The sequence below is a fragment of the Flavobacterium aestuarii genome, assembly GCF_040049115.1.
Lineage (GTDB): Bacteria > Bacteroidota > Bacteroidia > Flavobacteriales > Flavobacteriaceae > Flavobacterium > Flavobacterium aestuarii.
Genome location: NZ_JBDLZZ010000003.1, coordinates 164,445 through 191,155, shown reverse-complemented (window position 1 = coordinate 191,155; position 26,711 = coordinate 164,445). Strand labels below are relative to the sequence as shown.

At 33.0% G+C, this 26,711-nt stretch carries 26 protein-coding genes; 14 read left to right on the top strand and 12 right to left on the bottom strand.

All coding sequences use genetic code 11. From position 1 onward, the window contains the following. Positions 1 to 71: 71 nt before the first annotated feature. A complete protein-coding gene (locus ABEG11_RS04450) occupies positions 72 to 2,042 on the bottom strand; it encodes a KUP/HAK/KT family potassium transporter (RefSeq protein WP_348822994.1) in 1,971 nt (656 codons plus the stop codon). 132 nt (positions 2,043 to 2,174) lie between these two features. Continuing rightward, on the bottom strand, positions 2,175 to 3,524 hold the full coding sequence (locus tag ABEG11_RS04445) for a hypothetical protein (RefSeq protein WP_348822993.1): 1,350 nt from the start codon (positions 3,522 to 3,524) through the stop codon (positions 2,175 to 2,177). Between the two features lie 114 nt (positions 3,525 to 3,638). On the opposite strand from ABEG11_RS04445, the gene ABEG11_RS04440 reads away from it, so the two are divergent. Beyond that, positions 3,639 to 4,703: a WD40/YVTN/BNR-like repeat-containing protein gene (locus ABEG11_RS04440; RefSeq protein WP_348822992.1), complete on the top strand. Its 1,065-nt coding sequence runs from the start codon at positions 3,639 to 3,641 to the stop codon at positions 4,701 to 4,703. Positions 4,704 to 4,760: 57 nt separating this feature from the next. Here ABEG11_RS04440 and ABEG11_RS04435 read toward each other — a convergent pair whose 3' ends face one another. The 4 genes from ABEG11_RS04435 to ABEG11_RS04420 all read right to left on the bottom strand — a co-directional run bounded on the left by ABEG11_RS04435 (position 4,761) and on the right by ABEG11_RS04420 (position 7,487). Next, the gene (locus ABEG11_RS04435; RefSeq protein WP_348822991.1) at positions 4,761 to 5,240 is read right to left on the bottom strand and encodes a sensor of ECF-type sigma factor; all 480 of its coding nucleotides are present in this window, start codon (positions 5,238 to 5,240) and stop codon (positions 4,761 to 4,763) included. 15 nt (positions 5,241 to 5,255) lie between these two features. Next, the gene (locus tag ABEG11_RS04430; protein ID WP_348822990.1) at positions 5,256 to 5,684 is read right to left on the bottom strand and encodes a hypothetical protein; all 429 of its coding nucleotides are present in this window, start codon (positions 5,682 to 5,684) and stop codon (positions 5,256 to 5,258) included. A 92-nt stretch (positions 5,685 to 5,776) separates the two neighbouring features. Beyond that, on the bottom strand, positions 5,777 to 6,319 hold the full coding sequence (locus ABEG11_RS04425; RefSeq protein ID WP_348822989.1) for an RNA polymerase sigma factor: 543 nt from the start codon (positions 6,317 to 6,319) through the stop codon (positions 5,777 to 5,779). A 61-nt stretch (positions 6,320 to 6,380) separates the two neighbouring features. Then, positions 6,381 to 7,487: an SRPBCC family protein gene (locus ABEG11_RS04420; protein ID WP_348822988.1), complete on the bottom strand. Its 1,107-nt coding sequence runs from the start codon at positions 7,485 to 7,487 to the stop codon at positions 6,381 to 6,383. A 278-nt stretch (positions 7,488 to 7,765) separates the two neighbouring features. On the opposite strand from ABEG11_RS04420, the gene ABEG11_RS04415 reads away from it, so the two are divergent. After that, a complete protein-coding gene (locus tag ABEG11_RS04415) occupies positions 7,766 to 9,802 on the top strand; it encodes a dipeptidyl-peptidase 3 family protein (protein ID WP_348822987.1) in 2,037 nt (678 codons plus the stop codon). Positions 9,803 to 10,175: 373 nt separating this feature from the next. Then, positions 10,176 to 10,559, top strand: coding sequence for a pyrophosphohydrolase domain-containing protein (locus ABEG11_RS04405; protein ID WP_348822985.1), 384 nt, complete (start codon positions 10,176 to 10,178; stop codon positions 10,557 to 10,559). A gap of 76 nt (positions 10,560 to 10,635) precedes the next feature. Here ABEG11_RS04405 and ABEG11_RS04400 read toward each other — a convergent pair whose 3' ends face one another. Continuing rightward, positions 10,636 to 11,703 (bottom strand): branched-chain amino acid aminotransferase, encoded by a 1,068-nt coding sequence (locus ABEG11_RS04400; RefSeq protein WP_348822984.1) that lies wholly within the window; start codon positions 11,701 to 11,703, stop codon positions 10,636 to 10,638. Between the two features lie 307 nt (positions 11,704 to 12,010). On the opposite strand from ABEG11_RS04400, the gene mnmC2 reads away from it, so the two are divergent. After that, the gene (mnmC2, locus tag ABEG11_RS04395) at positions 12,011 to 12,670 is read left to right on the top strand and encodes a tRNA (5-methylaminomethyl-2-thiouridine)(34)-methyltransferase MnmC2 (protein ID WP_348822983.1); all 660 of its coding nucleotides are present in this window, start codon (positions 12,011 to 12,013) and stop codon (positions 12,668 to 12,670) included. 153 nt (positions 12,671 to 12,823) lie between these two features. Then, on the top strand, positions 12,824 to 13,021 hold the full coding sequence (locus tag ABEG11_RS04390) for a hypothetical protein (protein ID WP_348822982.1): 198 nt from the start codon (positions 12,824 to 12,826) through the stop codon (positions 13,019 to 13,021). A 436-nt stretch (positions 13,022 to 13,457) separates the two neighbouring features. Here the strand turns inward: ABEG11_RS04390 and ABEG11_RS04385 are convergent, their stop codons facing one another. After that, complete coding sequence (locus ABEG11_RS04385; protein WP_348822981.1) at positions 13,458 to 14,399, bottom strand: LysR substrate-binding domain-containing protein; 942 nt, start codon at positions 14,397 to 14,399, stop codon at positions 13,458 to 13,460. A gap of 135 nt (positions 14,400 to 14,534) precedes the next feature. Between ABEG11_RS04385 and ABEG11_RS04380 the strand changes: the two genes are divergently transcribed. From ABEG11_RS04380 to can, 3 genes are all read left to right on the top strand, one after another. Continuing rightward, positions 14,535 to 15,014: a Dps family protein gene (locus ABEG11_RS04380; RefSeq protein WP_348822980.1), complete on the top strand. Its 480-nt coding sequence runs from the start codon at positions 14,535 to 14,537 to the stop codon at positions 15,012 to 15,014. Between the two features lie 732 nt (positions 15,015 to 15,746). After that, positions 15,747 to 17,399 (top strand): SulP family inorganic anion transporter, encoded by a 1,653-nt coding sequence (locus ABEG11_RS04375; RefSeq protein ID WP_348822979.1) that lies wholly within the window; start codon positions 15,747 to 15,749, stop codon positions 17,397 to 17,399. A gap of 81 nt (positions 17,400 to 17,480) precedes the next feature. Beyond that, positions 17,481 to 18,122 carry a carbonate dehydratase gene (gene can, locus ABEG11_RS04370; protein WP_348822978.1) on the top strand — a complete coding sequence of 214 codons (642 nt, stop codon included), beginning with the start codon at positions 17,481 to 17,483 and terminating at the stop codon, positions 18,120 to 18,122. Between the two features lie 53 nt (positions 18,123 to 18,175). On the opposite strand, the gene ABEG11_RS04365 is transcribed toward can, so the two are convergent. The 4 genes from ABEG11_RS04365 to ABEG11_RS04350 form a co-directional block, all read right to left on the bottom strand. Continuing rightward, a complete protein-coding gene (locus ABEG11_RS04365) occupies positions 18,176 to 19,378 on the bottom strand; it encodes an LETM1-related biofilm-associated protein (RefSeq protein WP_348823116.1) in 1,203 nt (400 codons plus the stop codon). Between the two features lie 188 nt (positions 19,379 to 19,566). Further along, on the bottom strand, positions 19,567 to 20,136 hold the full coding sequence (locus ABEG11_RS04360; RefSeq protein WP_348822977.1) for a YdeI/OmpD-associated family protein: 570 nt from the start codon (positions 20,134 to 20,136) through the stop codon (positions 19,567 to 19,569). A gap of 14 nt (positions 20,137 to 20,150) precedes the next feature. Beyond that, complete coding sequence (locus ABEG11_RS04355) at positions 20,151 to 20,678, bottom strand: superoxide dismutase family protein (RefSeq protein ID WP_348822976.1); 528 nt, start codon at positions 20,676 to 20,678, stop codon at positions 20,151 to 20,153. A gap of 72 nt (positions 20,679 to 20,750) precedes the next feature. After that, positions 20,751 to 21,275, bottom strand: coding sequence for a DUF8685 domain-containing protein (locus ABEG11_RS04350; protein ID WP_348822975.1), 525 nt, complete (start codon positions 21,273 to 21,275; stop codon positions 20,751 to 20,753). A 124-nt stretch (positions 21,276 to 21,399) separates the two neighbouring features. Between ABEG11_RS04350 and ABEG11_RS04345 the strand changes: the two genes are divergently transcribed. The 6 genes from ABEG11_RS04345 to ABEG11_RS04320 all read left to right on the top strand — a co-directional run bounded on the left by ABEG11_RS04345 (position 21,400) and on the right by ABEG11_RS04320 (position 26,647). Continuing rightward, complete coding sequence (locus tag ABEG11_RS04345; protein WP_348822974.1) at positions 21,400 to 21,828, top strand: META domain-containing protein; 429 nt, start codon at positions 21,400 to 21,402, stop codon at positions 21,826 to 21,828. A gap of 120 nt (positions 21,829 to 21,948) precedes the next feature. Beyond that, a complete protein-coding gene (locus ABEG11_RS04340; RefSeq protein WP_348822973.1) occupies positions 21,949 to 22,455 on the top strand; it encodes a DUF4251 domain-containing protein in 507 nt (168 codons plus the stop codon). A gap of 104 nt (positions 22,456 to 22,559) precedes the next feature. Beyond that, entirely contained in the window at positions 22,560 to 23,804 is a 1,245-nt protein-coding gene (locus ABEG11_RS04335; protein WP_348822972.1) for a BamA/TamA family outer membrane protein, read from the top strand. 143 nt (positions 23,805 to 23,947) lie between these two features. Then, positions 23,948 to 25,054: a BamA/TamA family outer membrane protein gene (locus ABEG11_RS04330; protein ID WP_348822971.1), complete on the top strand. Its 1,107-nt coding sequence runs from the start codon at positions 23,948 to 23,950 to the stop codon at positions 25,052 to 25,054. A 134-nt stretch (positions 25,055 to 25,188) separates the two neighbouring features. Continuing rightward, on the top strand, positions 25,189 to 25,671 hold the full coding sequence (locus tag ABEG11_RS04325) for a hypothetical protein (RefSeq protein WP_348822970.1): 483 nt from the start codon (positions 25,189 to 25,191) through the stop codon (positions 25,669 to 25,671). A 220-nt stretch (positions 25,672 to 25,891) separates the two neighbouring features. Further along, on the top strand, positions 25,892 to 26,647 hold the full coding sequence (locus ABEG11_RS04320; RefSeq protein WP_348822969.1) for a hypothetical protein: 756 nt from the start codon (positions 25,892 to 25,894) through the stop codon (positions 26,645 to 26,647). Positions 26,648 to 26,711: the final 64 nt, after the last annotated feature.

The window sequence follows — 26,711 nt, the reverse complement described above, 5'->3', positions numbered from 1 at the left end:
TATTGGTCAAAACCAAATTTTAAATTTTAACCAAAAAAAAACACTGTTTTGCGAACAGTGTTTTGAATTTTTTAATTTTTAACGAAGACTCTCGTTAGCCCAATGTTTTCCGGTGGATGGAGAACCATTGGGAATTTTTCAATTTTTACAGAACTGCTGTCTAAACCAAAAGCACTTTCTTCGGATAAGCTTAGTTTTTTAATTAGGAAATAAGAGTTCATAATTAATTTTTCATGCCATAATAAATCACTGTCAGGAGATAAGAATTTTTCAGATAATACAAATTTAAAATCCCCGATAATGTTGTTTTTGTTAAGTGATTCGTATCTGCTGGTAATATCTACCTCACCATTTTTCACCATATCTTTGATAACTTCTCTAAACATCAGGTTGATTTTGGTAGGCTCTCTAAATCCAAGATTGAAATCTACTCTGTATAAATCGTCTTTAAGGATTTCTCTTACTTTATATTCTGTTTTATAAGGCTCAGACACAATATTTACGTGAACAAACCAGTATATATCGGCCCTTTTAGGTCTTTTTTGCAAGATAGAAAACATTACTTTTTCTTCTATTTCATCAGAACGGTTAGCATTTGTCATATATACCAAATGAGTGGCATATTTTGGAATTGACAAATCAGAACTCAGTTCGCTCAAAACTTTTTTATAATCATCAATTTTCACGAATTTGGTATAGCTCTTATTAATTTGCTTGGCTCTGTACCAAATGGTCATTATGCTTATCAGGATTATTGCTATAAAAAGTGTTACATAACCGCCTTCGGCAAATTTTGTGACATTAGCAGCAAGGAAACTTAATTCAATACAAAGATAAATGGTAATCAAAGGAACAAAAAAGTACCATTTTACCCGTTTCATTATTAAATAAAAGTTCAATAGTACTGTGGTCATTATCATGCATAATATAATGGCTAGGCCATAAGCATGTTCCATATTGCTGGATTCTTCAAAATGCAGTACAATTCCGATACAGCCAATAAGCAGCAGCCAGTTTATTGAAGGGATGTATAATTGCCCTTTAAGTTCTGTTGGGTATTTGATTCTGACTTTTGGCCAGAAGCTCAATCGCATTGCTTCATTAATTAGTGTAAAAGAACCCGAAATAAGAGCTTGTGATGCAATTACTGCTGCCATTGTAGCAATAACAATTCCAAAAGGTTTGAACCATAACGGCATTATCAAGTAGAATGGATTGGCAAAATCGCCACCTAAAGATTGCAATGTTACACCTTCGTGGTGTATTAAATAAGCAGCCTGTCCAAAATAATTTAAAACCAGAGCTGATTTTACAAAAATCCAGCTTATTCTGATGTTTTTTCTTCCGCAATGCCCCATGTCTGAATATAAAGCTTCGGCTCCTGTGGTACACAGGAATACAAAACCTAATGCAAAAAAGCCTTCTGGGTGTATGCTTAATAAATGATAAGCATAATACGGATTAATAGCTTTGAAAACTTCTGGATGTAAGGAGATTTGGCTTGCTCCAATTATAGCAAGCATTGCAAACCAGATCAGCATTATTGGTGCAAAGAATTTTCCAACCAGTTTGGTTCCAAATTGCTGTATGATAAATAATATTACTAAGATGCCTATAACAATAGGAACAGTATTAATATGAGGAAAATAACTTCTCACCCCTTCGACGGCAGAAGATACCGAAATGGGCGGTGTAATAATTCCGTCAGCAAGCAGGGCACTTCCTCCAATAATTGCAGGGACTATAAGCCACTTTATTTTTGTTTTTTTAACCAGGGCATACAAGGCAAATATTCCGCCTTCACCGTGATTGTCTGCACTTAATGTGATGAGAACATATTTTATTGTTGTTTGTAATGTTAGTGTCCAGAACACACACGATACACCACCTAAAACGACATCTGCATTGATTATATATTCGCCAAGTATGGCTTTCATTACATACAATGGAGAAGTACCAATATCTCCATAAATAATTCCTAAAGAAATTAATAAACCGCCTAAAGTTAATTTGCTATGGAGGTCTTTGTGCGTTGCGCTCATCTATTATTTGTATAAAAAACTGGGTCAAATTTACTATTTTTCAATAATAAAAAAGTACTTATTTATTAAAATAATAAAAGAGGCCTAATATGTTAATATTAAGCCTCTTTTGTACGATGATGCATTTTTATTTTAAATTCTTCTGTTATTGCCTCTGGAAGCATATTCATTGCTTCTTTGTGGTTCAGCTCTTTGAGTATTTTCTCTTGTTGAACTGTTTCTGTTTTGAGAATGATCTCTTTGTGAATTATATTCTCTAGAAGTTCCAGCGTTGTTTTGAGAATAATCCCTTTGAGATTGTGCTCTTTGTACGTTGTTATCTCTTGAAGAATTTGTGTTTTGTGAGTACTCTTTTCTGTTATAATTGTCTCTGGAAACAGTTACCCTGTTTTGGTTATACTCTCTTTGAGGAAGTTCTCTTTGTACGTTTTCTCTTGAAACATTATTTGCGTTTTGAGAATAATCTCTTTGAGCGTAATTTTCTCCAGAAGAATTTCTTCTGTCTTGATTATATTCTTTCTGAGTTTCTGTTCTTTCTGTACCTACGGTTCTTGGGTAACTGATTCTGCCAGAATTGTTGTCTTTTTGATATTCAATTATAGATTTATTTGATCTCGATGAATTTGTTCTATTTTGGCTGTATTCTCTTGATGAGTTATTATAATTATTGTTATTTCTTGATGAATAGTTAGAATTGTTTCTGGAATAAGCTACCTCATTTCTATCACGGTTATCCGTGCTGTATCTTCTTTTATTTAATTCATAATGATTTGAATAGCTGCTGTTTCTTCTAGAAAAGGCATATTCCGGATGTCTTCTTTCATAAGTATTACAGCTATACGAAGTATAGATTGCTGGTGCTCTGTAGCATCTTCTGTAATTTACATAAGTGTATGTATTGCGGTAATTTACGCAGTTATAAACATTTTGTCTGTATTGATATACTGGATATGGATTCCATGCTACATAAAATGTTGGATAAATATTCCAGGTCCAAGCTGAATAATATGGTCTGTAATAACCCGTCCAGAATGAAGCGTAAATTTGTGGCGTTAAGCAGTATTGCGGTTCATAAATATAGTTTTGTCCGTAAATAAATGAATTCCCGACAATTTGGATTGAAATTTTATTGCTTCGGTCTTTTTCTACTTCTATTGTAGCAATATCTTGATATAGATCACGGCCAAGTATTGATTGTATAATGATAATATGTGTACTGTTTTCTACGGATTCTATTACTCTTAAATAATCAACCTGATTGTCATTATTTAAATCTAAATTTGAAATTTGAAGTTTTGGATCATTCAGACGTCTTTCAAAATCATTTAAGTTTTGTGATTCGCCAAAAATAGATGATACTGCGGTCAAATCAAGATTGTCGCTAATATCTGAATTCATAGCGTTTATTGTGGTTCTATTTTGTGCCTGCATTTGGAAAGCAAAACAGATGGTGATAATGGCTAATTGTATTTGGGTTTTCATGTTTTTAAAATTAATTGGTTTGTATTATCATGTACACAACAACTGTGCCACAAATGTGTTTTATTGGTAACGTATCTTAAATAAAATTATATATTTGATTAAAAATAATGTTTTATGATGAATAAAATAGTTATTAGTTTTTTGTTTTTAAGCAGTTTGTGTTTTGTGAAAGCTCAAAATTTAAATAAAAATAAAATTACTAATGCAGGTTTCCGTACCGTTCAAATTGATACCTTATTTGAAGATAAAATAAGTATAAGGGCAATAGTTGTGGATAAGGACAAGGTTTGGTACGCAGGTGACAAAAACAGATTTGGCTTTTATGATCTGAAACTCAATAAAAGATTTGAAAACATAATTGTTGAAGATACACTGAAGATCGAATTCCGGAGTATTGCAAAAACCAATACCTTTATATATGTTCTTAGTGTTGCTAATCCGGCATTGTTGTATAGAATAACTAAGGACGGGAAAGATATTAAACTGGTTTACCAAGAACGAAACGAAAAGGTTTTTTATGATAGTATGCAATTCTGGAATGATAAGGAGGGTATTGCAATTGGCGATCCTGTTACAAATAAGCTTTGTATTCTAAAAACGGCTGACGGAGGATTTACTTGGAGTAAAATTCTCGACAGTAAACTTCCTGAATTGTTTGACGGTGAAGCACATTTCGCAGCTAGTAATACAAACATTATTATAAAAGGAAATGATACATGGATTGTTTCGGGAGGAAAAAAAGCAAGAGTTTTTTATTCATCTGATAAAGGGGAATCCTGGAGCAGTCATAAAACACCTATTGATCAGGGCAAACAGATGACGGGTATTTTCACAGCTGATTTTTATGACGCAGAAAAAGGTTTTGCAGCTGGAGGCAATTATGAAATTCCCAGCCAGAATTTTGATAATAAAGCCATAACAGATGACGGCGGAAAAACATGGAAGCTTATTGCAGATAACACAGGATTTGGTTTTGCCTCTTGTGTTCAATATGTTCCAGAAAGTAAAGGCAGAGGAATTATAACAGTTGGTGCAACAGGATTGCATTACTCTCATGATGGAGGGCAAAACTGGGTACAGCTCAGCACAGATCCAGCTTTGTACACTATCAGGTTTGTAAACAAAAATACTGCAATTGCTGCTGGCCGGAACAAAATGATCCGTATCCTCTTCAAATAAAAATTCCCAATTAATAAAATCAATTATAAATTGGGAATTTCTGAATTAATAATAAAATTATTTATTAGGTCTTTCTTTATACTGCTGCAATAGTTTCCTGTTGAAATCTTCTTCTGCTTTTTTTAATTTTATAATTTTAATTGCAGGGAGAATTTCTTTTAGGCTGCTTACAAATTTTTTTCTCAGATTAAATAAATCTTCTTCGTTATCCTCCATTTGATTCAAAAGTGCATTGGCTTCTTTCTCTGACAATTTATCAAGATTTTCGCCCTGCATTCTTTTAAAATAGCTTTTCATTTTTTGATGCCTTAATTCAAATTGTTTGTCATCAAATGTATTGTAAAGAGGCCAGAATTTTTCAGCTTCATTAGGTGTAAGGTCAAGCTCAGTAGTCAAAAAAGCTACTTTCATTGCTTTTATTTTTTCTTTCTTCTCTTTAAATTTTTCGCTTTGAGCGAAAACACTAAAGGATAAAAATAAAAAAAGTATAGGATAGATTTTTTTAAAGTCCATAATGTCTGTTTTAAGTTTATTCATTTTTTTTGAAAAGTTTTAATTTTCAATAACCAGATTTTCAATATTAGGGTTGGAAGCGAGCATGTCTTCTAATGTCTGCATTTCAATTTCTTTTGTGTCTAAAATAAGTACATTGCTTTCGGGTTCAATTTCTCTTATTATTTCGTCTTGATTTAAATGGCTTTCTTCAGTTAAATAGTTTTCAATTGTTGCGGCATCCAGATCTTTGCTTTTTGAATAGGATTGATAAATTATTGGAGTCATTAATGCAAGAATTAAAATTGCAGCAATAGATAAAAGAACTGCTTTTCTTTTTCTAAAAATTGATATGACTTTAATTTCTCTGGCGACTGGTTCTGCGGTTAATTTTTCCATTAAGCTGGATTGGAAATTTTCAAAGTAGTTTTCGGGGGTTTTAAAACCCGATTCTATTTTTGTTCCGTCCTCTAATTTAAATGGTTTCATGTGTATTGTTTTTTACGAAATAGCCAATTCTGCTGATGTGAGCTTCAATAATATTTTATTTTGTGAATTGGACTGATTAATCTTAAAATGGTTTAATTGGCTGTTACAAAAGCTTCTATTTTTTTTACGGCATGATGATAGGAAGCTTTTAGCGCACCTACTGATGTTCTTAATATTTCTGATATTTCCTCGTATTTCAAATCTTCAAAATATTTCATCTTAAAGACTAATTGCTGTTTCTCGGGCAATTGGGCAATAGCTTTTTGTAATTTAATTTGAATTTCATTACCTTCAAAATAAACATCGGCTCTTAGGTTTTCAATTGCTTTGTTTTGTAATTCGGCTGATGATATCCCGCTTTTTCTTGCTTTTTGATTTAAAAAAGTCAATGCCTCATTGGTAGCAATTCTGTAAATCCATGTGAATAATTTGCTCTCGCCCTTAAAATTTTTTAAATTTTGAAAAACTTTTACAAATGTATTCTGCAAAACGTCATCGGCATCGTCATGACTCAAAACAATGTTACGCACATGCTTATACAAAGGTTTTTGATAGTCTTGCATGAGTTTTTGAAACGCTTGATTTTGCGTTTGCGGATTCAATAGACTCAAAATAAATTCCTTTTCGTCCTGCAATTTGCTTTTTTTTAAACTTGGATGCTATAAAATAGAAAAGGTTTAATCTGATTTAAATTATTTAAAAATCAAATTCGTTTTCCTGTTTTTTAGGGCTAGGCGGAGGTGCTAAGGTGTCTCTTATAATCTTTTTATATACAGGTACCACCACCTTAGGCTTTATAGGGAAATACATTTCTGTCAGCCATTTTGATGGGCTTAAGTTTTCAATCTTGCTTTTAGTGAAAATTTCCAAATGCGTAAATGCTGTACCTGTCAGAATATTTTTAGCTGCAGCGTAAGCTTCAGTTTCGGCGAGAGCTTTATTTTTATAGGTGTAGTTTCCGCTTAAACTTGTTTTTAGTGCTTCAAAAGCCTCTAATTTTCCTGCCAGGATTTCGCTTCCTTCACTAGTAAAAATTTGTTCTTTTATTGGGACGCAAAAAGAAACTCTTGTTAAATCTTTTATAGTGTCGTAAGTATGGTAAATTATAAATGGTTTTCCGTTCTGTATAATGTTATTCTGCTTGCAGAAAGTAATGATTTTAGGGAATACAGCATTAGCATTCTTAGAGATGTCAGATATTTTACTGGTAAATGATTGTCTTAGATAATAGGTTTCAAGTTTCTTGACAATTCCATTTATTTTTACGCTGAAAGTTGAGTTTTCAAGATTTAAAGTTTTATCCAGATTTGCAAGAGATTTGTCGTAGACTTTTGTTAAGGTGTTTTTTGTACCTAAGTTAAAAAAAGAACTCACTTTCAGCATGAAATCCATTTTCCCTACGGATTTCCAAGTAACTTTTGTTCCGCCTACAGTGTCCTTGAAACTCCAATACACATTTGAAGAAGTTTCGTCAAATTCCATTTTCTGAACGATGCTGTCATTGCCTTTTGTGTATAAAGTTTGAATATTGCCAGCTTCATTGTTTCCTTCCCATGTCAATGAACTCCCACGGCCAATAGTGGAGGGTGAAAATGAAGGTCTTATAGATGTGTCTCCGGATATCCAGGAACTGAATTTTGGCCAGTTTTTATAATCATTTACATAATTAAAAACCGTTGCTTTTGGAGAATTGATCACTTTACTGGTCTCTACTGTAAAATCACCTTTTTGAGTTGCAATATAAATTGTGAGCGCAACAAGGCTTAATAGGAATAAAAGAAAAAGATATTTTAAAATTCTCATAATTTGGGTCAATGGTTTTCTGTTGTAAAGTTAGAAATTTAATTAATTATACTACAATCTCAATTCATAAAATGTTATGGAGTTCCATTGGTAATTATTGTAACAGTATACAAAACAAAAAGGAAGTTCAATATATTGTGTATTGGCTTATAAAAAACTCTTATGGCAGCTGATAAATATGTAAATTATTAATCATTATTGGATTTGTTTTTATTATTTGTTTAAAGAAGTGGTATATTTGTTAGGTATTTATTTGTTTAATATCTAAAAGTATAAAAATGAAATTAGTTAAGATCATAGGCCTTTTTATGGCTTTTGCTGTTTCCGCTGTAGGGAATGCGCAAAATGATAAAAAGGCGGTGGCTAAGGTTGAAGAAAATATGCCTTTCGATTTTTTTGTCGAGCAGTTTTCGGATATAAAAGTATTGCGTTACCAGATTCCTGGCTGGGAAAATCTGACTTTAAAGGAACAGGAACTGGTTTATTATTTGACACAAGCAGGAAATTCAGGAAGAGATATAATGTGGGATCAGCATTATAAATATAATTTGAAAATCCGCAAAGCATTAGAAGATATTTATCAGAATTACAAAGGTGATAAAAACAGCGCCGATTGGAAAAATTTTGAAATTTATTTAAAAAGAGTCTGGTTCTCAAACGGTATCCATCATCATTATTCAAACGATAAAATTAAGCCCGATTTTTCGATTACGTATTTCAAAACTCTATTGACAGATACCAAAACGGCTTTGTCTCCAGAAATTGTCGAGATTTTATTTAATGATGTTGATTCAAAAAAAGTAAATCTTGATATTTCAAAAGGCTTGCTTGAAGGTTCTGCGATTAACTTTTATGATAAAGGAATCACTCAGAAAGAAGTCGAAGCTTTTTATGCCAGCAAAAAGAGTCCGGATCCAAAAAAACCATATTCTTTTGGATTGAATTCAAAATTAGTCCGCAATGCAAATGGGCAATTAGAAGAAAAGGTTTGGAAAAGTGGCGGAATGTATGGATCTGCGATTGATAAGATTATATTTTGGTTAGAAAAAGCTCAAAAAGTTGCCGAGAATAAAAAGCAGGGCGATGCAATAGGTCTTTTGATTAAATATTATAAAACAGGCGATTTAAAAACATGGGACGATTATAATATTGCTTGGCTGCAGGCTACAGAAGGAAATATTGATTATATCAACAGTTTTATCGAAGTGTATAATGATCCATTGGGTTATAGAGGGTCTTATGAAGGCATTGTTCAGATTAAGGATTTTGACATGTCTAAAAAAATGGAAGTAGTATCAAGCAATGCGCAGTGGTTTGAGGATAATTCGCCGTTAGCACCCGAACATAAAAAGAAAAAAGTTGTTGGTGTCTCCTATAAAACGGTTGTTGTAGCGGGTGAATCGGGCGATGCATCTCCTAGTACACCAATCGGGGTAAACTTACCCAATGCAGATTGGATTCGTGCTGATCATGGATCTAAGTCGGTTTCACTTGGCAATATTATCGATTCTTATTCTAAAGCTGGCGGTAAGGGCAGGCTGCAGGAATTTGCTAATGATGAGGAAGAAATTAGATTAGCACAAAAATATGGAGAGCTGGGCGGTAAATTACATACTTCTCTGCATGAAGTAGTTGGTCATGCATCAGGACAGATAAATCAAGGAGTGGGAACTCCAAAAGAAACTTTGAAAAACTATGCCTCAACACTGGAAGAAGGCAGAGCAGACTTAGTTGGATTATATTATCTATACAGCCCAAAAATTCAAGAGATTGGATTGACAGATAATTGGAAAGAGCTTGGAATGCAATGCTATGATGGTTATATCCGAAACGGATTAATGACGCAATTAGTACGTTTGGAATTAGGAGCAAATATCGAAGAAGCACACATGAGAAACCGCCAGTGGGTGAGTGCCTGGGTTTTTGAAAAAGGGAAGAATGATAATGTTATCGAAAAAATTACCCGCAATGGTAAAACCTATTTTAATATTACCGATTATGATAAACTGCATGATCTGTTTGGGCAATTGCTGAAAGAAGTACAGCGAATTAAATCGGAAGGTGATTACGAAGCTGGAAAAGCATTGGTTGAAACTCATGGAGTAAAAGTGGATCAAAAACTCCATGCAGAGATTTTGGAACGTAATAAACAATTCCCAGATGCTCCATATAGTGGTTTTGTGAATCCAGTTCTGGTTCCTAAATTAAATGCTAAAGGCGAAATTATTTCAATCATGATTGAACAGCCAAAAACCTTTGCAGAGCAAATGCTGCAATATTCTAAAAAATATGGATTTTTACCTTTAGAAAATTAAGGATTAAAGTTCCTCATTCTAAGCTGCTAAGTCTCTGAGTAATTAGTATTCTAAGGTTTAATTGTCTTAGAATCTTAATGTCTTAGCAACTTAGCATCTTTTTTTTAATGTTTAAAATAAATCTTGATGACAAATAAAAGACCTATAAATGCCAGAAAACCAATCAGGATTTTATAATTTCCTTTATAAAAAACTTTATGAAGATTGGCGTCTTTTCGATATGCAAAAATCATTATGATGACAAAAGTTATAAAAAAACAGAGAGCAAATATGAGTTGGCCTTGACTGAACATGTTTGAAAAATTTTCTGCAAATTTAGGCAATAGTTTAGAAATAGTTGTTAATTTTCCATTTCAAATCAATAATTGTAAAGATGCAGAAACAAATCAACGCAGTAAAAGAATTTCACACAGCATTCAGGATAGGGCATAGTGAATCTCCAATTGCAGACTTGGGAGATAGTAAAAAAGAACTCCGTTATAATCTAATGAAGGAGGAAAACGAAGAATACCTTGAGGCAGTCAGAAATAATGATTTAGTCGAAATTGCTGATGCTCTTGGTGATATGATGTATATTCTTTGCGGTACTATCATAGAACACGGCCTGCAGTATAAAATTGAAGAAGTCTTTGATGAAATTCAGCGCAGCAATATGAGTAAATTGGGCGAAGATGGAAATCCAATTTATAGAGAAGATGGAAAAGTAATGAAAGGCCCAAATTATTTCAAGCCAGATTTTTCCAAGATACTTTTGTAGTAAATAAAAAATCCCAATAGCAATTGGGATTTTTTGTAAATCTGCGATCTGCGATCTGCGATCTGCGATCTGCGATCTATACTTTAACAGTCCAGCCAAATGTATCTTCGGTCAGCTTGTTTTGAAGATTAGTCAGTTTCTCTTTCAATAAAGAAGCAAAAGAGTTTTCGATCTTTGGCAGTTCATAATAAACTTCTTTGTATGAATAGCCCGCAATTGGGTTTACTACAGCTGCAGTACCAGCTCCAAAAATTTCTTTTAATGTTCCTTTTTGGGAAGCTTCTACCAATTCAGAAACCAGTACATGGCGAACCTCTACATTAATTCCTTCTTTTATGGCCATATCAATAAGGCTTTTTCTAGTAATACCATCCAGGATTCTTTCGCTGACAGGAGCAGTTAATAAAGTATCATTTATTCTAAAGAACACATTCATTGTACCGGCTTCTTCCAGTTTAGTATGTGTAGCATCATCAGTCCAGATTACCTGCTGGAATCCTTCCTTGTTAGCTAAACTTGTAGGGTAAAATTGCCCGGCATAGTTTCCTGCGGCTTTTGCTGCGCCAATACCTCCATTTGCAGCTCTGCTGAAATGTTCAGCAATTAATACTTTTACTTCTCCAGAATAATATGCTTTTGCAGGAGATAATAATATCATGAATTTATATTCTTCTGATGGGTTGGCTACAACTCCAGCACCAGTGGCAATCATAAAAGGCCTGATGTACATCGTACTTCCGTTTCCGTTTTTTACCCATGCTTCATCTAATTTTAATAATTGCTTCAAACCTTCGATGAAAACAAATTCGGGAACTTCAGGCATGGCCATTCTTACCGCCGAACTGTTAAAGCGCTTGTAGTTTTCATCTGGCCTAAAAAGCCAAATATCATTGTTAACGTCTTTATAAGCTTTCATTCCTTCAAAAATAGCCTGACCATAATGAAAGACTTTCGCAGATGGATCAAGCTGAAGTGGAGCATACGGCTTAATGACCGGCTGCTGCCATTCTCCATTAATATAATCACATTCTAATAAATGGTCTGTAAATACGGCTCCAAAACTTAAATGGTCAAAATCCACACCATTTATTTTTGTTGCAGAAGCCTTTATCGTTTCTATTTTGTTAGTTTGAGTGGTACTCATAATAATTGCTTATAGTATTAAAAAAAGAGTTATTTAGTTGCTAAAATCAGTATATAAGATAAATTTTCTGTATCCTTTATCGTTGATTGCAAAATTAAATAAAAATCAGATAAATTGTTGTCAAAAAATCATTAATTATGGGTTTTAACTGTGATTTAATTATTGTATAATTTTATTTAAAAATTGATGTTAAATTCTGCTGAATATATAATAAATACGGTTTTTATATAACGATAAGAAATTCTTTTATTTAATTTTGAAAGCAATATTGTAACAGTAATACTTGCATCAACTCAAAAACAATACTTTGGAAAGAGAAATTATACGCACATCAGATGGATCTACAACAATTCATATCAAAGAATGGGACGAATGTTATCACTCAAAACATGGTGCCATACAGGAAGCAAAACATGTGTTCATTAAAAATGGGCTGGCTTTATTTCCAGATCAAAAAGTTTCTATTCTTGAAATAGGTTTTGGAACTGGCTTGAACGCTTTTATTACTTATCTGGAAGCTGAAGGATTAGGGCAGACTATCGATTATACAGGAGTGGAGGCATATCCAATTTCAGATGGCGAACTGATGTCTATGAATTATCCAGAAGAGCTTGATGCTACAGGACATAAAGCAGTTTTTGATAAAATGCATGCCCAGAAGTGGGAGGAAAAAAATAATCTGTCTGAAAGTTTTTCCTTGACCAAACGAAAGCAGTTTTTTCAAGATATTGATGATGTAGAAAAATTTGATTTAATATATTTTGATGCTTTTGGATTTCGTGTCCAGCCCGAATTATGGAGTGTTTCTGTCTTTGAAAGAATGTTCAAGTCATTAAAAAACAACTCTGTATTGGTGACTTATGCAGCAAGAGGGGTGATTAAAAGAAACATGATTGAGGCTGGTTTTACCGTAGAAAAACTCGCTGGACCTCCTGGAAAAAGAGAAATGTTCAGAGCCAGAAAATGAGTTTTTTTTGAAAGCTGCTTTGTTTATTAGCACAATAGGCGAAATCGTTATAATTTTCATATTTCGGTGTTAAAAAAAGCTTTTGTATCTGAAAAATAATGTACATTTACACTATTATTAATCGAGATATAACCCCAAAAATCTTAATTTATTATGTCTAAAATAATGTTTGATTACACAAAATCAGTGCTGGAGAGAGTGAGTTTTGACCCAGTACTTTTCTGTAAAGAGTTAGAAAAAGCAATTAGAACACTGTTGCCTTTTGAATTGGATCAATTGAGAGAATGGCTATTTGACTTCACAATTGAAAAACCCGAATTAAAACAGTGTCTGGTGATTGTAAATCCATAATAAAAAGAGGAATCATAAATTGGTTCCTCTTTTTTTGTGAATTTGATTTTTAATTGGATAATTCTAATTAAAATGAATATTTAACTTACAATAAAATTATAAAATAGGTAATTTATCGGTTTATATTGTATTTTATGGATTGTTTTTGTTTGCTGCAATGAATAATTTCAATACTTTTGCACTGTTTACTAAGACAATCTATTTAAACCTTTTTTGTAATTATGATTATTCCAAAATTGGTTTCTCGAAAGAGTGAGCTTCGATCTTTTACTTTTTTAAAAGAATTGAAAAAAGCAATAAAAAAACTTATTACCTTTAGCGTATAAGCATATTTAGAAAGGGCATTAGTTCATTACGAATTAAACCAAGACTGAAAATATGTATTAAAAATGCGAGGTAGAAAGAATTAGAAAAGGAACCTATTTGGTTCCTTTTTTTATTTCTTTAAAAGCGGACTTATAATCTGAACATTTTGAAAAACTATTGCTCCTTTTACAACTCCAGATATTGTATTTCTTAAGGCATCAATAATCTGAATTTTTAATTCGCTTTTTGGGTAAATCAAACTTACTTCACGGGCAGGTTTAGGCTCTTTAAAATGCCTAAGCTTTGATTTGTCTGATTCCTTCAGATCCAATGTGTGCAAATAAGGGAGCAACGTTGTGCCCAAACCTTCATCGGCTAGTTTTATCAGTGTTTCAAAACTGCCGCTTTCTATTTGGAATGACTTAAGGCCGTCTTCGTTCCTGTTTTTGCATAAATTCAAAATCCCGTCCCTAAAACAATGCCCGTCCTGTAATAATAAAATTTCATTTATATTAAGGTCGTCAACCTCAATTTCTTCTTTTTTAAAGTTGGCATTATTTTCAGGAATATAGGCTACAAAAGGTTCAAAGTATAGAACAATCTCCTTTATTTTTTCATCTTCCAGAGGTGTTGCAGCAATGGCTGCATCCAGATTTCCATTCTTTAATTTTGTTATTATTTCTTCGGTATTCAGCTCCTCAATGATTAATTTTACTTTTGGATATTTTTTAATAAAATTATTCAAAAACATAGGTAATAAAGTCGGCATGATGGTCGGGATAATGCCTAACCTGAATTCACCGCCAATAAAGCCTTTCTGCTGTTCTACAATATCTTGGATCCTATCGGCTTCATTAACAATGTTTTTGGCTTGGGATACAATTTTCTGGCCAATATCGGTAAGCTGGATTGGTTTTTTTGTTCTGTCGAAGATTTGAATATTCAATTCATCTTCAATTTTTTGAATCTGCATACTCAATGTCGGCTGAGTAACAAAACATTTTTCGGCGGCCAGGGTAAAATTTTTATGTTCAGCTACAGCTAGTACATATTTAAGTTGAGTGATAGTCATTAGATAGTATATTTTTATGCAAATATAAAAACAATCAATTTAATTTATGGGTGTTTTTTGGTTTATTGCATAATTTTGGTCAAATAAAAAATAAAACACACAATCTCAATTAATGAGAGACAAATAATTAAAAATATGAAAGTAAATGCATTAGGATTGCCAATCCAGGAATCAGAAGTTATTATTGTCGAATTAAATGTTCTGCTGGCGAATTATCAAATCTATTATCAGAGTTTGAGAGGTCTGCATTGGAACATCAGAGGCAGACGTTTTTTTGATTTACATCTTAAATTTGAGGAATTGTATAATGACTCTCAGCTTAAAATAGATCTGATAGCCGAAAGAGTGCTGACGCTGGGAGGCAGGCCGCTGCATACTTTTGAGGACTATATAAAATTCAATCAGCTGCCAGTTGGAAAGAATATTTCAAATGATGAAACGGGTATTCATTTAATTGTAACTTCGCTTTCTCAGCTGTTAAAAATAGAAAGAGATATTCTTAACAAAGCATCTGATATCAATGATGAAGGAACAAATTCATTAATGAGTGATTTTATTGTCGAGCAGGAAAAAACCATCTGGATGATGAAAGCATGGCTGGAAGAGAATTTATAAGCAACTGTTTTTTGCTTGATGGCCTAAACATCTTTTGTGATATTTAGGCTGTTTTATTTGTGTTAAAATTAGATTAATTTTGTAGAACTAATTTTTTTGTTCAAATCCTATCCGCTATTTTTGCCCACATGAAAATTTTTGCAAGCATAGTATTGTTGTTATTCGTTTTTTTTCTGGCAGCGCCCACTATAGTGGCATGTATGGAAAAAGACAAGGATAATACTAGCTTATGCACGAGCTGCAATACTTCTTCATCTTTTGAAGAATTAAAGCATGATATAAAATATTATACCTTTCACTCTTTTTTAGAGATTTCTTTTTTAGGCTCTAAAAAAAGTTCTGGTCTTATCATGTTTGAAAATTTATCAAAGCATGATTCAAATTATGCATCCATTTTTATTCCCCCTCCAAACAGGCTGTAGTTGCAATACCCCTTTTTTATTATCATTAGTATCTGGATATTAGTTTTTTAGATTTTTTTCTAAATAAACTGCTTTTTAGCGGTTATGCTGGTGCCTTTCATTAATAGTATACTGATATATGTTATTGCTTTATTGTGTCTAATCTTTTATGCTGACATTGTAAACTGATTTGGTATTTATTATTACAATACTCATACTTTTGAAATGATAAAATATTCTTAACCCATCGTTTTGAATTAAACGTGGACAGCCGCCATTACAATATGATATGTAATGGTAATCTAAAATCAATCTTATTATAATATTTTTTATGTCAAATAAAACTAATTTGTTTAGTCATTTTAAATCGGATTTTGCATCTGGTTTAGTAGTCTTTTTGGTAGCCTTGCCACTTTGTCTGGGAATTGCTATGGCGTCGGGAGCTCCTTTGTTTTCTGGTATTATTACAGGAATCGTTGGTGGTATTGTTGTTGGATATTTGAGCCAGTCACAAATAAGTGTTTCTGGACCTGCTGCGGGTTTGACAGCTATTGTATTGACAGCTATAACCAGCCTGGGCGGATTCGATGTTTTTTTAACAGCCGTTTTTATTGCAGGTATTATTCAGTTGACTTTGGGTCTTGTAAAAGCGGGAAGCATTTCGAATTATTTCCCTACTAATGTAATAGAGGGAATGTTAGCAGGTATTGGTGTCATCATTATTATGAAGCAGATACCTCATGCATTTGGCTATGATGCAGATTTTGAAGGAGATCAGTCTTTTGTAGAAACAACAGGTGACAACACTTTTTCTTCCTTATTGAATGTGCTGAATCATTTGCAATTGGGAGCTATAATCATAACAGTAATATCAATAGCGATTTTGATTGCCTGGGATAAAGTGCCGGCATTAAAGAAGTTAAAATTAGTTCCAGGTGCTTTGGTTGCTGTAATTGTAGGGATATTGCTGAATGAATTTTTTATTTCATCAGGTAGTTCATTGGCAATAAATAAGGAGCATTTAGTTACACTGCCTGTGCCAAAATCCTTCGATGAATTTAAAGCAATTATCGTGACACCAAATTTTGCAGGGTTTCTAAATCCTCAGGTCTGGGTGGTTGGTGTAACTATAGCAGTAGTAGCATCTATAGAAACTCTTTTGTGTATTGAAGCTGCCGATAGAATGGATGTCCACAAGCGATATACAAATACAAATGTAGAATTAAGAGCTCAGGGAATTGGCAATATAGTTTGCTCCTTGATAGGCGGTTTGCCATTAACCTCTGTCGTAGTCCGTACATCTGCGAATAATGCAGCTGGCGCTAAAACTAAATTATCAGCAATAATTCATGGTGTTTTATTATTGGTATGTGTATTGTCAATTCCTTTTATTCTGAATAAAATACCTTTGGCGACACTTGCTGCAGTTTTAATTTTAGTTGGATATAAACTGGCAAAACCTGCAACTTTCAAACATTTCTGGAGTTATGGAAAATATCAGTTTTTGCCTTTTATTGCTACTTTTTTAGGAGTTGTATTTACCGACTTGTTAAAAGGTGTAGTTTTGGGAATCATAATTTGTGTTGTGTTTATCTTGAGAGGAAATCTTAAAAGAGCATATAGCTTTAGAAAAAACGAATATGTGGATGGAGATATTATTCATATTGACTTAGCTCAGGAAGTATCTTTCCTGAACAAAGCAGCTATCAAAATGACATTAGCCAAGATTCCTAAAAACAGTGCTGTGGTTATTGATGCAAAGGATACCGTTTATATTGCTCACGATATTCTGGATTTGATTCACGAGTTCAAAACAACAAGAGCTATAGATGACAATATTAAAGTTAGCCTGCTCGGATTTAAAAAAGAATATGCCCTGGAGAATACTGCCGAGGCTCAAAACCACGTATCTATTGAACATCATTACGATTTTGTAAAAAGGGAAATGGTCGAAAAAAAGATTGTAACTGACGAATCATTATAATAATTTGTAATTTTAATGCGGTAATAAAAACATAATTTTATTCAATTTAACTAATAATAGACTTTTAAAAAAAAAACTAAAATGAGCGACTTTTATAAAAAAATATTAGACAATAATAAAAAATGGGTTGAAGAACAATTGGATTTGGATCCTGATTTTTTTAAGGATTTAGCCAAAGGACAACAGCCACCATTGCTATGGATTGGCTGTTCTGATAGCCGTGTACCTGCAAATGAGATCATTGGTGCGAAACCAGGAGAGGTTTTTGTTCACAGAAATATTGCCAATATGGTAGTTCACACGGATATGAATATGCTGAGTGTATTGGATTATTCAGTAAATGTGCTAAAAGTAAAACACGTTATTGTTTGTGGACACTATGGATGTGGTGGTGTAAAAGCGGCAATGGGCAATGATTCAATTGGTATTATTGATAACTGGATTCGTCATATAAAAGATGTGTATCGTTTGCATGATAAATATTTGAATGCTATCGAAGATGAAACAGCTCGTTTCAATGCTTTTGTAGAAATCAATGTTAAAGAACAAGTATTTGATTTGGCTAAAACTTCCATCGTGCAGGCCGCTTGGAAAAACGGCCAGGATTTATCACTTCATGGATGGGTTTATGGTTTAAATTCAGGTTTTGTAACTGATTTAGGGGTTAACTTTAGCTCGAATGCTGATCTTGACGAGGTTTACCAGCTTAACATCCCAAAATAAACGGGCTGTTGATTTAAAAGAAAGAGGCTGTCTAATTTTAGGCAGCCTTTTCTTTAGTCATCTTGTTCCAGATTTTCATTAAATGCCGAAGGCAGCAGTGTAGGAATAAATTTAATCAGGATAGGCAATAACAAGCTTCCTCCTGGAAGTAAAAATATAGTTAATGATGGAATGGTCTTGCAAATATCCAATAACTGTTTTTTTACTTTTTTCTTTTCTTTTTCGTCCAGATCCCTGTGGGTCGAATGCGCCAAAAGAAGCATCAAATCCTTGCTTCCAATAATTTCCTTGATTAATCTCGATTTATTGCGTGAAATCAGTGTAATAACACTTTTTGTAGTTTGATCGTAAAAATGCTTTACAGGATTCGAGTAATTAAAATAAGGAATTTCTTTTTTGTGTTTGCTTATAAATTTATCTGTATTGAGAATACCTTGTGTTACAAATTCGTCTTCAATAGATAGGGTGTTGGCTAATATATGTAAAAAATATGACTCATTATTTTCCATTACCCCATCGCTCCACAATGCCATTCCAGCAATATCAATTAAGTATTTTTTCTCCAGTTCGGCGGTGAAATAATCCAATTCCAGTGTATCCAATGTAATATTTTCCTTTTTGGAAAACTTGCTATATCTAATGGAAGCTTCAAATAATTTAATCAATAAATCGTCATATTGTGATTTGTTATTCTTTATTTTCAAGGCAAGAATAACTATGTTTACAATCGTTTCTTCGATTTTTTTAAGGTATTTATCAGGAATCTGGCCTTGAATAAGATATTGGCGAAAAGCTAAAACATCAATAAACAAAAGCGCATTGGTAACTAAATGCGAAAAATTCTTGTTGATTATATTGTCATTCGTTTGTACACGCTCATCAATTATTTTTTCCAAAGTCAATGAAGGTGAATTTTTTGGAACAATTTTTTTGAATAAGCTAAATCCTTCCGGATGCATTTCCTTGTAAAAAAGATTGGCTTGTTCAATAAAATCCATGGGTTCTTTTTCGGTATTGTTCAAAGAAAAAATCCCGTATAAAGCATTCAGCAATGCCACTTTCGAAATTTCTTCATTAAACCAGCCCTTGGTTTGTATTTCAAAAGAAGTGTCAATCGAAATAATATGTCCGTAAATAAAACCTGTATTCCTTAATTTTTGGTAATAGCTGGCTTCAGTTTCAGAAATGTTGTGTTCTGATAACTTCAGCTTTGTAAAAAATTTATCTATCCAGCCAGATGCCGATGGGTTGATCATTGCTTTGTATTGATTATGCAAAACTATGCTATTTTATAAAGCGATGCCTAATTCTTAAAGTTATAAAATTGATTACCTGGCTTTTTTTGTGAAATTTCCCTTTTGGATTGGGTTCCAATATGAATTCAATTTTTCAATTCCCAAAATTTTATTTAAACCTTAATTAGATTTTCAGAAAGGCAGAAAATTTAATCTCTCGACTTTTTATTTTGATAGCAAAGGTCAATTATTGTGGAAATTCTATTATTTCTGGTTTCCTCTCTTTTGGCTTGATTGAGCCAATGTAGATAGCCTTTTCGATAAGATGGGCTGAACTTTTGGTAGTTTTCGAATGCTGTTTTATTTTGTTCGAAAGCTGATTTTAAATCTTCTGGAATTATTAAATCTTCGGTTGCATCCGAGGATGTCCAAGAACCATTTTGTTTTGCGATTTCAATTTTGGCCAATCCGCTTTCATGCATCAAATTGTCAGCAATGAGTTTCTCGATATAAGTTTTGTTGAGTTTGCTCCAGATGCTTTTTTCTTTTCTGGGAGTAAATAATTGTCTTCGACGGTGTTCGTCAATTCTTTTCACTGTAGAATCAATCCAGCCATAGCAGATAGCTACCTGAACCGCTTCTTCCCAACGCATGCTTTCGAAAGGACTGTTTACCTTATAAAAAATTAAATACACACCAGTTGACGAATCATGGTTGTTGTGTAACCATTCCCGCCATTCTGATGCGTTTTTAAAATAATGCTGTTCTTTCTCTTGCAAGGAAAATCAGTTTTTTATTTGATAATTGCCGAACAAGCTACTCTTGCTCCAGCATTTCCTGCAGGCTGACTTACAAAGTCATCAGCTCCTTGGTGAACAATAAGTCCTTTGCCAAGGATATCTTTTGTAGGGTCTTCACCACCAATAGACCATTCGTCTGTAGTAAAAGTGATGGTTCCATTTCCTTTTTCATCGGCAGTAAAATTGCCTATATCACCTTTATGATGCTCGGCATCACCCCATTTTCCATGTTTTTTGAAAGTTGGGTTCCAGTGTCCTCCCGCTGAACTTCCATCGGCAGCAGAGCAGTCCGATTTTTCGTGAATATGAATAGCGTGAACACCAGGCTGTAATCCAGTAATTTTTGCAACAAAAGTCACTTTGCCGTTTTTCTCAGTAAATGTGGCCGTTCCTGCGACATTGCTATTGCTTTTTGCTTCAAAAGTAAGGTTGAGGCTTTTTGAATCTGCCGAACTGTTTTTGGTTTTGCATCCAATGATTGCAATTATAATGATTGCGATGGAGAAGATTATTTTTTTCATAAATGTAAATTTAGTTGAATGTATAAAAATACGTATAAAAAAGCCGTAATAGAATTAACATATTGTTAAAATCTATTTTGATTTTTCTCCAACAAAATGATTGGTTGGCGATTTGAACAAAATGTTGAAAGAAGTTAAAGAACCATAAATTCGTGTGATGTATTGCTGCAGTTCAATTTTTTCTATCTCCTCTATTTTGCTGCTGTTTATTTTTTGTTCCATAACACGCAAACGATCCCGAACCATTATTATTTTATGAAAAAAAGTGTCGATTGGAATTTCTTTGGAAGCCAAACCAGCTTGTCCAGGTTCCAAAATCAGTTTGCCGCCTTTCCATTTGTCTCCAATTGGGACAATTTCGGAAACATCAGACCATTTTTTAAGAAGATCTCTTAAAGATTGCTCTACTTCCGAGAAACTTACCGTATCAACCTCGTCTACTGCAGCTTCAATGATTTTGAATTCATCGTTCAGTGCAATGGTTTCAAGTCCATTTTCTATAAATGTAACCCAATACTCTTTGGATGTAACATTGGTAATTACCCCTTTCCCATATTCGGGATGCTCAATTCGTGAACCTATTCCTAATAATGTCATTTTTTTTCTTTTTACGAAAATAATTATACCATTTTTAAAAAGCAAATTCAAAAGCAAATCAACTTTTTTTAGTATTAATTTTTCTTATATTTACAGGGAACAATTTCAATCTAAATCTATATTTATGAAGAAAATAATGTTCCCGATCGTATTTGTTTTTTTAATTTTTGCTTCATGCAATTCTAAAATGGCTGTTGCCGATACCGCTTTACTTGATGGGACTTGGCAGTTAAATTACATTACCGGGCCAAAAATTGCTTTTGCGGCATTATATCCTGATAAAAAGCCAACAATTATATTCGATACTAAAAACAATAAAATTGTAGGGAATAATAGCTGTAATCAATATTTTGGGACATTGCTGCTTGATGGCAGAAAAATTAATTTTATGAATGCTAAATTAGGAATGACCATGATGGCTTGTGATGGAAGCGGAGACGATCTGTACATGGAAACGCTGCAAAAAATAGAATCTTATACAATTACTGATGAAGGTAAAACACTCAGCTTTTTGCTGGGAGATATTGTAATGATGCGATTTTCACGCCAGTAATTTTTTTGAAAATTCAATGATTTAAATGGTATAATAATTGATTTGATGAATGATGGCAGAGAGATAATTAATTTTTTTTCTGTGAATTTACTCAAGAATTTAACACTAAATAAATGTATTATGAAAACATTGGTAACCGCTTTTTTTCTTTCGTTTTCAATTCTTATTGGTTATGCTCAGGAAAAAAGTAAACAGCAGATTAAAGAAGAGCAAAAACTAGCGAAGCAAAAAGCAATAGATGCTCTGGTAGAATCCAAAGAATATGAATTCGTAGCAGATATGGCTTATCCACAGGGAACCAGAAGTATTAGCCTTACTACAAATCCTAATTTTTTGCGATTTCAAAAAGATACTATTCATAGTGAAATGCCTTTTTTTGGACGAGCTTTTAGCGTAGGCTACGGGGGCGATGGTGGCTTGGATTTTAAAGGAGCCATTAAGGACTATTCCATAAAAAAGGGGAAAAAGAATTATACAATTAAAGCTAGCGTAAAAAGCAATACCGAGTCGTATGATATTTTCTTGACAGTTTATTTTGAAGGCAGTGCTAATTTATCGATCTCTTCAACAAACCGCAGCTCAATTAGTTATAGGGGGATAATTGATAAGCTTGAAGAAAAAAAATAGTCAGTAATTTTTTTAAATAATTAGATAGGTAAAATTTAAAGGAGATTCATGCAGCCCCTTTTTCGTTATATGCTGACTTGCAATATCTTCAAAAATGAATCTTTATGTTTAAATTTTTAGTTCCTTTTATAATTATTTTCTTTTTGAATCAAAATTTGGCTATTGCTCAGGTTAATTCAGACAGCACCGGTGTTTGTCCTCCAAAAACCATTTTTGAATTGTTTAAAAAGAAAGATTCTGTTCTTGTTGTAAAACCAGTGAGAAATAATTTCCTGCTTGTAATTCCCATCATTGGAATCCAGCCGGCTACGGGATTCAGTTATGGTGCAACTGCACAATATACATTCAAGGGAGAAGGGATATTGGATAAATATTCTTCTGCAAATCTAGGATTGACTTTTACTACTCAAAAGCAATTGCTGGTGAATGTCAAAAACAATATTCTTTTAAAAAATAACAGAATATATCTTCGGGGGGATTATCGGCTTTATATTTTTACACAGCCAAATTATGGACTTGGAACCAATATAATTCCAAGGAAAGCTGAAGAGTCTGATTTTGATATTGAATCGATTGAGGAACCTATGGATTATAACTATTTCAAGTTTCATCAAACCGCTTCATGGGAAATAAAGAAAAATTTTTACGTAGGCGGGGGGATTGAATTGGATTGGTATTCGACCATAAACGACAAAAATCTTGATTTGGAAAATGGAAAATTAACCAATCATTATGATTATAGTCTTCGAAACGGATTTAGCGAAAATGAATATTTTGTAAATGGCTTAAGCTTTAATTTGATTTATGATTCAAGGGATAATCAGATAAATACACGAAAAGGCTGGTTTGCAAGTTTTAATTACCGATTTAACTGGGGGTTGTTTAATGACCAGAGAATGAGTAAAGTGCTGAATACGGAGTTTAGGTATTTTGTTCCGCTGGATTCAAAAAGAGAGCAATTTGTGCTTGGTTTTTGGGCATTGGGACAATTTGTTACTAATGGCGTTGTGCCTTATCTGAATTTGCCTGCAATAGGCTGGGATCAGCGCAGCCGAAGCGGTGAAGGATATACTCAAGGATTGTTTCGCGGAAATAACCTTGCTTATCTTCAGGCTGAATTGAGGTTTCCTATAACCTGCAATCAGCTTCTTAGCGGTACTGCTTTTGCAAACTTTACAACTGCTAGTGATAAATATACTAATACTCATCTTTTTGAATATGTTCAGCCTGCATTCGGAGTAGGATTAAGGCTTTTAATTGACAAGGCGACACGAACTAATCTTGTTTTTGATTATGCAGCAGGAAACCGTTCTAAAGGCTTTTATTTAAATGCTGGCGAAACATTTTAATTTTTAAAAATTAATTAATAGGAAACTTTATCTGTTTTTATGAATGAAATCCTATATTTGTTTAAAGATAATTCAGCACAACCCCTATTTTAAGTATGAATCAAAATTACAATCAATTCGTTTTATTACTACTTTTAATTCTAATGATTTCCACCAAATCAGTGGCGCAAACAAAAGAAGATACGCTTGCTGGCAAAAAAAGCAAGCTGGAAAAATTTAATGACTTTAATGCAAAGGCCGAAGCAATTTTCAAAATAATTCCAGTTCCTATTTACGGATATTCTACAGAGGCTGGAAGTATTTATGGTCTAGCTAAAAATAACGTGTTTAGTCTGTCTAAGAAAGATACCATTTCTAAGCCTTCAAAAATCAGTGGTTTAGTCTCGAATTCTACCGAAGGAAGATTAAATGTTGTAGCTTCTTCGCAATTTTTTATTAAAGAAAATAAATATCAGATTATAAGTTATTTATTTTACCAAAAACAGCCGCAATATATTTTCGGTATTGGTAACGATGTGGGCGTTGATGATGGAGAGTTAATTAATTTTGACAGAATCAAGTTTTATTCCAATAATTTGATGCTGGTCAAAAAAGATTTATATATCGGAATACCAATAGAATTCGCAAATTACTGGAATATGCAAATTCCGAGCGACAGTTTTTTATTTGAACAAAATGTTTATGGCATCAAGGGAGGTTATGATGTAGGAATAGGATTGTCGGGTCTATATGATACCAGAAAGAATCCGTATAATCCACAGCAAGGAGTTTATTGTCTTTCCAGTTTGGTTTTTCATCCTAAATTTTTCGGAAGCACATATCAATTTACCAATTTTATTTTGGATGTGCGTAAATATTACAATCCATGGCTGGAACATATTATTGCCTTACAGTTTTATACAAGTAATGCTTTTGGAGATACGCCATTTTATGATTTGTCAATGATGGGAGGTTCAGACCGAATGAGAGGATTTTATCAGGGAGGATATAGAGACAAGGCTTTGGTGGATTCCCAATTGGAATACCGTGCGCCTATTTGGAATATTTTTGGTGTAGCCGGTTTCGTAGGTACAGGCCGTGTCTTTAGTGGTTACAACGATTTGTCATTTGAGAAATGGAGATTTTCTTATGGTGGAGGCCTCAGAATTATGGTCGATAGTAAGCATAAAACGAATTTGAGGGTTGATTTTGGATTTGGAAATGGAGGATCTCTTAAGGGAACTTATGTGAGTTTTAGTGAAGCATTTTAAGTATTGTTTTTTTGCAATATTGATTAATGTTGTAATGATTTTTATTCATTTTTTTGGATAAAATTGTTATGAATTTTTTCGTTAATTTGGAGAGTTTTTTTTAAATTAGCTTAGTAACAATTAAATTTAAAAAGATGAAAAAAGTTTTCTTATTATTGGCAGTTGCAATTTCGACTGCTGGTTTTGCCCAATCTACATTAAAAGATGATGTAGATGTAGTACAATCTGTTTATGGAAAATCTAAGTCTGAATTGGTAAGTCAATATATGGCATTGACAGGAACTCAAGCTGCAGATTTTGCAAAGATTTATGAGGCATACGAAATAGAGCGAAAAAAATTGGGGCAGGAAAAAATCCAATTAATAAATCAGTACGCAACTGATTATGCAACGATAAATGACGAAAAAGCTGATGATATAGCAAAAAAAGCTTTGAAAAATAATACTGCTTATGATAAGCTTTATTCATCTTATTATGAAAAAGCAAAAAAAGCAATTGGAGCTGTAAATGCTGCTAAATTTATCCAGCTTGAAATTTATTTGCAGACCGAAATCAGAAGCAGCCTTCAAAATGCAATTCCTTTTATTGGCGAACTGGATATGACAAAAGTAAAATAATCTTATTTGATTGATTTAAAGAGTGTAATGTGAATATTACGCTCTTTTTTTGTAACTTTATCTAAGCTTTCTTCAAAAATCAATAAGCTAAAACACACACCAGATACTTTTAATTATAAGTTTTTTTATAATAAAAGTGTTAATTTTTCTTTCTTTATTGCAAAAATAAATGTTAAATTTGAGTTAGATTTCAGCGATTTATAAACTAAAAATTGTAAAAATGAAAATTTTAACACCCCCCTCTAGAATTGCCTTCATTTTTGTCTCTTTATTATTGCTTTGTGTTAACACATTGTTTTCTCAAGATACTGGCGATTTTAAGAATTCTGTAAAATTTAATGTTTCCAATACATTGCTGTATGATAATTCTTATCAGTTTTCATATGAAAGAATTTTGAAAGAAAATCAAAGCATTAATGTTTTTGCTGGTTATCAGGAATTTCCATTGATTACTGTGGATTTAGGTGAGGATAACAGTTTTTCAAAAAATAGTGATAGAACTGGATATTCAGTTGGGGCAGATTATAGGTTTTATTTGGGAAGTATTAATAAATTCAAAGCACCGCGCGGGGTTTATCTGGCTCCTTTTGTAAGTTTTTTTCAATTTAAGACTGATAGGAATATCATGCACACTAATACGGCAGGTGAAGTAAGCAATGCTAATCTTACTTCCAAATTTAACCTGACCAATATTGGAGGAGAGCTTGGATATCAATTTGTTTTGTGGGATAGATTTATTATTGACTGCGTTTTATTTGGACCTTCGGTTACGGTATATAAATTTAATACAAAATTAGATGGACACATTTCCGGATTGGAGGACAATGAAGTGTATCAAAAAGTAATTGAGGCCATTAAAGATAAATTTCCTGGAGTTGAAGGAATTACAGGAGATGAGGGTGTTGAAAAAAAAGGCGTTCAATCCATAACTGCTGTTGGATTTAGGTATAATATAAGTATAGGATATCGATTCTAAATCAGGAATTATAATTAATAATTAAGCCTCAATTTTTTGAGGTTTTTTTAATTTAAAACCGAGA

Coding starts and splice junctions, on each gene's coding strand:
- ABEG11_RS04380 (WP_348822980.1), top strand. CDS start 14,535: ATGAAAGTAAATGCATTAGGATTGCCAATCCAGGAATCAGAAGTTATT.
- ABEG11_RS04385 (WP_348822981.1), bottom strand. CDS start 14,399: ATGACTATCACTCAACTTAAATATGTACTAGCTGTAGCTGAACATAAA.
- ABEG11_RS04320 (WP_348822969.1), top strand. CDS start 25,892: ATGAAAATTTTAACACCCCCCTCTAGAATTGCCTTCATTTTTGTCTCT.
- ABEG11_RS04390 (WP_348822982.1), top strand. CDS start 12,824: ATGTCTAAAATAATGTTTGATTACACAAAATCAGTGCTGGAGAGAGTG.
- ABEG11_RS04435 (WP_348822991.1), bottom strand. CDS start 5,240: ATGAATAAACTTAAAACAGACATTATGGACTTTAAAAAAATCTATCCT.
- ABEG11_RS04335 (WP_348822972.1), top strand. CDS start 22,560: ATGTTTAAATTTTTAGTTCCTTTTATAATTATTTTCTTTTTGAATCAA.
- ABEG11_RS04355 (WP_348822976.1), bottom strand. CDS start 20,678: ATGAAAAAAATAATCTTCTCCATCGCAATCATTATAATTGCAATCATT.
- ABEG11_RS04375 (WP_348822979.1), top strand. CDS start 15,747: ATGTCAAATAAAACTAATTTGTTTAGTCATTTTAAATCGGATTTTGCA.
- can (WP_348822978.1), top strand. CDS start 17,481: ATGAGCGACTTTTATAAAAAAATATTAGACAATAATAAAAAATGGGTT.
- ABEG11_RS04365 (WP_348823116.1), bottom strand. CDS start 19,378: ATGATCAACCCATCGGCATCTGGCTGGATAGATAAATTTTTTACAAAG.
- ABEG11_RS04340 (WP_348822973.1), top strand. CDS start 21,949: ATGAAAACATTGGTAACCGCTTTTTTTCTTTCGTTTTCAATTCTTATT.
- ABEG11_RS04345 (WP_348822974.1), top strand. CDS start 21,400: ATGAAGAAAATAATGTTCCCGATCGTATTTGTTTTTTTAATTTTTGCT.
- ABEG11_RS04405 (WP_348822985.1), top strand. CDS start 10,176: ATGCAGAAACAAATCAACGCAGTAAAAGAATTTCACACAGCATTCAGG.
- ABEG11_RS04325 (WP_348822970.1), top strand. CDS start 25,189: ATGAAAAAAGTTTTCTTATTATTGGCAGTTGCAATTTCGACTGCTGGT.
- ABEG11_RS04420 (WP_348822988.1), bottom strand. CDS start 7,487: ATGAGAATTTTAAAATATCTTTTTCTTTTATTCCTATTAAGCCTTGTT.
- ABEG11_RS04440 (WP_348822992.1), top strand. CDS start 3,639: ATGATGAATAAAATAGTTATTAGTTTTTTGTTTTTAAGCAGTTTGTGT.
- ABEG11_RS04445 (WP_348822993.1), bottom strand. CDS start 3,524: ATGAAAACCCAAATACAATTAGCCATTATCACCATCTGTTTTGCTTTC.
- ABEG11_RS04430 (WP_348822990.1), bottom strand. CDS start 5,684: ATGAAACCATTTAAATTAGAGGACGGAACAAAAATAGAATCGGGTTTT.
- ABEG11_RS04450 (WP_348822994.1), bottom strand. CDS start 2,042: ATGAGCGCAACGCACAAAGACCTCCATAGCAAATTAACTTTAGGCGGT.
- ABEG11_RS04330 (WP_348822971.1), top strand. CDS start 23,948: ATGATTTCCACCAAATCAGTGGCGCAAACAAAAGAAGATACGCTTGCT.
- ABEG11_RS04400 (WP_348822984.1), bottom strand. CDS start 11,703: ATGAGTACCACTCAAACTAACAAAATAGAAACGATAAAGGCTTCTGCA.
- ABEG11_RS04415 (WP_348822987.1), top strand. CDS start 7,766: ATGAAATTAGTTAAGATCATAGGCCTTTTTATGGCTTTTGCTGTTTCC.
- ABEG11_RS04350 (WP_348822975.1), bottom strand. CDS start 21,275: ATGACATTATTAGGAATAGGTTCACGAATTGAGCATCCCGAATATGGG.